Genomic DNA, 4,205 nt, shown 5'->3' with positions numbered 1-4,205 from the left:
GGCATGCATCGTGAGATACTCGGCGATGAGGCGCCGCATTGCGGCATCATCGTCAATGACAAGAACATGTTTCAACGGCACACCTCGTTTTGGGGGTTGGGCCCCGATCAGGGTTGCATTACCTGAATCTGCAATCAAAAGGCATGTATTAGTGATGACATTACTTGAAATTGAACAACTGGTTCTCAAAACCCTCAACGCTCTAGTTGCCGAAAAAGTAGAGGTCTCGATGACAACCAGAATGCGGGATCTCGGCCTCGACAGCCTCGACTATAACGAGCTTGCTACGGCGATCGAGAGCCGACTTGGCTGGTTTGTCGACGATTACAAGCTCTGGCAATACGAGTCCGTAAGGCATGTCGCCGACGCCGTCGCCAGTCAGGAGTTGCGCACCGCGGAACCACCAGCAGTGCGGCAAGTGCTGGAGTAGTGCTGTAGGCACAGGTTACGGTGAGGGCAGCTTGGGCGGCGGTAGCTATGGCCATTGCTCCGCTGTGGTTTGTATCCGTGACTGGTGTGTTTGAGAACTGTTGGGTCAGCCCGGTCCATGTCGCAGTGCCGATGCCCCCTTGGTGGCGTTGCCCGCAATTGCGATCGCTGCGCCCAGGGCACCAATGCTGACGGTCGTTGTCAGGCCACCCGTTGAATTGTTGTCAGAGGCAACAGTGCCCACCACACCATCCCAATCGGTGGTCGTATAGACCGACATGTAGTCACGGAACACGCTCTCACTATACGTGGTCACGATCGTTGCCGTCGTACCGGTTGGCACGAGGGCTGACCACACTGACAGATAGACCACACCAGAATTGAAGATGCTTTCCACCTGAGCGAGAAGGGTGGCAGCCACACCCCCAATCGTCATACTGTTGACGGTCACTGCACTTTCGGTGTCAGTGGTCTCAGTTGTCACGATGACACGACGATTAGCGTGTGGCGCGACAAGAAGCGGAATGCTGGTGTGGGTGTAAACGGTCGTGGCAGTCGAGTCTTCGTGAGTGCCATTGAAGACCAGATCTATCGGGAACATTTTCTCCCAGACGCCCGAGCTGCGCACATAGACCTGTCGAGCCTTGGTCCAGAGGCTTGAGATTTTCACCCAGACGGCGCTGGCCGCCCCCCAGACCCCGGAGGCTTTGACGTAAAGGGCCATTACGGCTGCACCCAGAAATCACCGTCCACGCCGCCAGAAGGGGCAGCGGCCGAGATCGTGACGCTGCGATTTGCCATCGTGCCGACGCCGAGAAGCGCCTTGGTCTGGGCAATGGACTGCGGTCGACGATAATTGTCCCCGGTGCCGTCACTCGACACGCGACCGACGAAGCTCGTCACAGCGTCGGCACCTGTGGCGTAGGTCGAGCGGTACAAACGCGTCGTGATATCACCAGCGCCATCGCGCTGAGGCGATGAACATGTATGGCGAGAGCAGAACGTTTGGGGCGGGGCGGGACGAAGAGGTTGCGGAGGGCTGACAAGGTCGAGACGAAGCGTTGCAGGCCTCTCGGCGATCGGACCCCTGCATCATCCGCTCCCGTTTTCGCGGCGGCACATGGGAATTCTCCGCTCCGTTGTTCAACCCCTTGTGCGACCGGTGCTTGACGTCCGGCATCACCTGTCGCTTTGCCGCTCCATACGAGCGCAGCTAGTCGGTGATCATGCGCTTCGGCGCGAGCCCCTGCTTCTTCAACAGCCGCGTCAGCAAGCGCTTGGCGGCCTTGGTGTTGCGGCGGTTTTGCACGATTTCGTCCAGCACATATCCATCCTGGTCGACGGTGCGCCACAACCAAAGCTTTTTGCCGGGCGATGGTGACGACCACTTCGTTCAGGTACCAGACGTCATTCCGGCACGGCGGCTTGCGGCGCAAGCAGCGAGCGCAGTCCAGCCCGAACTTGATGCCCCACCGGCGACTTGTCTCATACGAAACCACGATGCCGCGTTCCAGCAGCATTTCCTCAACCAGGCGCAGGCTCAGCGGAAACCGGAAATAAAGCCAGACCGCGTGGGCGATAATAGGCGGCGGAAATCGGGGGGCGTGTAGCTGACGGCGGGCGTATTCATGCCCCCCGGCGTCCATGTCGCAAATCTTGACGATTGCTTTGTGTGTCGAGCCCGCCGCAGGTCTCAACGCGTTCAATGCAGACATTGTGAAAATCGCCCTATTCCGCCTTTTTTTACCGCCCCTTAAGTCCCCCGCTCGCATGCTTGTCGATGCCATTGAACTCATAGCCATCGGCCAAGGATTTTGGAAAATATGTTTCCGCTCGCAGCAGAAAACGTGAGAGTCGCTGTAGGCCTAACGTTAAGGGGAGAGAGCGGTTTGATTGGACGAAATGGGTACCGGAGTACCGAGTCATGAAGCCACGAGGTAATCTGGTCCGACTGAAGCAATTTCAGGTGAATGAGAAGCGGCGACAGTTGCACCAGCTAGACATCATGATTGCCGATTTCGAACGCATGGCGCGAGAACTGGACTTCCAGTTAAACGCCGAGGAAACGAAGGCCGGCATCTCCGATGTCAATCATTTCGCTTATCCGACGTTCGCCAAGGCCGCTCGCCTACGTCGTGACAACGTCAAGAATTCGCAATCGGACCTTCTGCGGCAGAGAACCGCAGCCGAGCCATGCCTCGCCGAGGCTGAAGCAGAGCTCTCCAAGGCGCAAATGCTAGAATCGCGCAGCGGCAGAGGCCACGACCTCGAACCCGGCAACCGAAGCGCCATGATCGGCTGAGCCGGATGGCTTCAGCGCGCCTCATTCGCGACACCCGACTGGCCGTTGGCGCGCGAGAGGCGTGCGGGCACTGTAAAGATATCAGCGTATTGATGCAGCGATAGCTGGTCGGGACGGCTGTCATGCTGCGGCGACATACGCGATTTTGTTCCAGATTTGCATGGCGGCGTTACGCAGGTATTGGGGGAAAGTGGAACTGGTTGGCACTCGGATCATCGGTGGAAACGAACCGCTGCCGGCGGATCGGCGCCTGGCGGCAACGCCTGGCGCTTTCGGCGGCGGCGGTAACGGCAAAGCAGGCTGGCCGGTCGAGGATGAAGCGGCACCTGCGCGATGCCGTTCTGCTCACGGCCGGGAGACGGGGTCGGCCCCGCCGGCCGGATGCTGCTCGCTTGGCGCGGCATCGTAAAGTCAACCGACAGCTTATGAAGATGTGCGTACATTGGGCCATGTCAGAAGTTGCTCGTGATCCGCTCTATGGTCGCCACCGCTTTCCCGCCGAGATCATTGCGCACGCGGTATGGCTCTACTTTCGCTTTCCGCTCAGCCTGCGCATGGTTGAGGACATGCTGGCGGCCCGCGGCATCATCGTCACGCATCAGACCGTTCGAAGCTGCGCGGAGAAATTCGGACGGCATTCCGCCCAGGAGATCAATATCAGCCGGCTGCCTGGGCGATAAATGGCATCTCGACGAATGTGTCGTGGCTATCAGTGGCAAGAAGCAGTGGCTCCGGCGTGCCGTCGATCAGGACGGCTTCGTCCTCGAAGTGCTGGTACAAAGCCGCCGAAATGCCAAGGCGGCAAAGCGTCTGATGCGCAAGTTGCTGAAAGCTCAAGGGCGGACACCACGGATCATGATCACCGACAAGCTCCGATCCTATGATGCCGCCATGCGCGACCTCATGCCCGGCGTCGAACACCGGTCGCACACAGGCCTGAATAATCGAGCGGAAAATTCGCACCAGCCGACCCGACGACGCGAAAGGATCATGAAACGCTTCAAGTCGGCACGCCAGCTTCAGCGGTTCGTTTCCATCCATGATCCGATTGCCGACCTGCTCACTTTCCCTGCAATGCGCTGTCATCGGCTCAACATCGAGACCTGCGTAACGCCCCATGCAAATCTGGAACAAAATCGCGTGTGTCGCCACAGCGTGACAGCCGTCCCGGCCAGCTATCGCTGCATCAAGCCGCTGAAACTTACAGTGCCGGGCGCGCTGCTACCTGAATTTCCTTACCGCTCAATCAATGTGACAGCACCGATTCTTCTCAACCGCGGCATGCCCTAAATCGTCACTTGCGTTCCGATCTCGACGACGCGTCCGGTCGGGATCTGGAAGTACTCCGTCGCGTCGGCCGCCGTACGCGCCAGGCCGATGAACAACCGGTCCTGCCACACCGGCATGCCGGAATTGGGCGAGGCCTTGAGCGAACGCCGTGACAGGAAGAACGAGGTCGTCATGATGTCGAACT

The 4,205-nt window shown here is 59.0% G+C and carries 5 protein-coding genes and 4 pseudogenes; 4 read left to right on the top strand and 5 right to left on the bottom strand.

Annotated elements, in window-relative coordinates; all coding sequences use genetic code 11:
• Positions 1-75, bottom strand: a pseudogene (locus NKI21_RS32250) (DNA-binding response regulator); the annotation flags it as partial.
• Here NKI21_RS32250 and NKI21_RS32245 point away from each other — a divergent pair.
• Positions 56-430 carry an acyl carrier protein gene (locus NKI21_RS32245; RefSeq protein WP_352593620.1) on the top strand — a complete coding sequence of 125 codons (375 nt, stop codon included), beginning with the start codon at positions 56-58 and terminating at the stop codon, positions 428-430. The pseudogene NKI21_RS32250 and the gene NKI21_RS32245 overlap by 20 nt on opposite strands.
• Positions 431-535: 105 nt before the next feature.
• Here the strand turns inward: NKI21_RS32245 and NKI21_RS32240 are convergent, their stop codons facing one another.
• The 3 genes and pseudogenes from NKI21_RS32240 to NKI21_RS32230 all read right to left on the bottom strand — a co-directional run bounded on the left by NKI21_RS32240 (position 536) and on the right by NKI21_RS32230 (position 2,059).
• On the bottom strand, positions 536-1,153 hold the full coding sequence (locus tag NKI21_RS32240; protein ID WP_023737119.1) for a hypothetical protein: 618 nt from the start codon (positions 1,151-1,153) through the stop codon (positions 536-538).
• A complete protein-coding gene (locus NKI21_RS32235) occupies positions 1,153-1,332 on the bottom strand; it encodes a hypothetical protein (RefSeq protein ID WP_031194388.1) in 180 nt (59 codons plus the stop codon). The genes NKI21_RS32240 and NKI21_RS32235 overlap by 1 nt, the downstream gene beginning before the upstream one ends.
• A pseudogene (locus NKI21_RS32230) lies at positions 1,329-2,059 on the bottom strand (IS6 family transposase). The gene NKI21_RS32235 and the pseudogene NKI21_RS32230 overlap by 4 nt, the downstream one beginning before the upstream one ends.
• Positions 2,060-2,353: 294 nt before the next feature.
• Here NKI21_RS32230 and NKI21_RS32225 point away from each other — a divergent pair.
• The 3 genes and pseudogenes from NKI21_RS32225 to NKI21_RS32215 all read left to right on the top strand — a co-directional run bounded on the left by NKI21_RS32225 (position 2,354) and on the right by NKI21_RS32215 (position 3,890).
• The gene (locus tag NKI21_RS32225) at positions 2,354-2,731 is read left to right on the top strand and encodes a hypothetical protein (RefSeq protein WP_023679574.1); all 378 of its coding nucleotides are present in this window, start codon (positions 2,354-2,356) and stop codon (positions 2,729-2,731) included.
• A gap of 122 nt (positions 2,732-2,853) precedes the next feature.
• Positions 2,854-3,105: pseudogene (locus NKI21_RS32220) on the top strand (DUF1403 family protein); the annotation flags it as partial.
• A gap of 75 nt (positions 3,106-3,180) precedes the next feature.
• Positions 3,181-3,890 (top strand): annotated as a pseudogene (locus NKI21_RS32215) (IS6 family transposase).
• Positions 3,891-4,017: 127 nt separating this feature from the next.
• Here the strand turns inward: NKI21_RS32215 and NKI21_RS32210 are convergent.
• Positions 4,018-4,205, bottom strand: a 188-nt coding sequence (locus NKI21_RS32210) for a KUP/HAK/KT family potassium transporter (RefSeq protein ID WP_352443283.1), incomplete at its 5' end; no start/stop codon positions are given.

This window comes from Mesorhizobium sp. M0715 (genome assembly GCF_040320355.1).
GTDB lineage: Bacteria > Pseudomonadota > Alphaproteobacteria > Rhizobiales > Rhizobiaceae > Mesorhizobium.
This window is presented reverse-complemented; position numbering and strand designations above follow the sequence as displayed.

Excerpts from the sequence above, each read along its gene's own strand:
- NKI21_RS32245 (WP_352593620.1), top strand. The coding sequence starts at position 56 with ATGACAAGAACATGTTTCAACGGCACACCTCGTTTTGGGGGTTGGGCC.
- NKI21_RS32240 (WP_023737119.1), bottom strand. The coding sequence starts at position 1,153 with ATGGCCCTTTACGTCAAAGCCTCCGGGGTCTGGGGGGCGGCCAGCGCC.
- NKI21_RS32225 (WP_023679574.1), top strand. The coding sequence starts at position 2,354 with ATGAAGCCACGAGGTAATCTGGTCCGACTGAAGCAATTTCAGGTGAAT.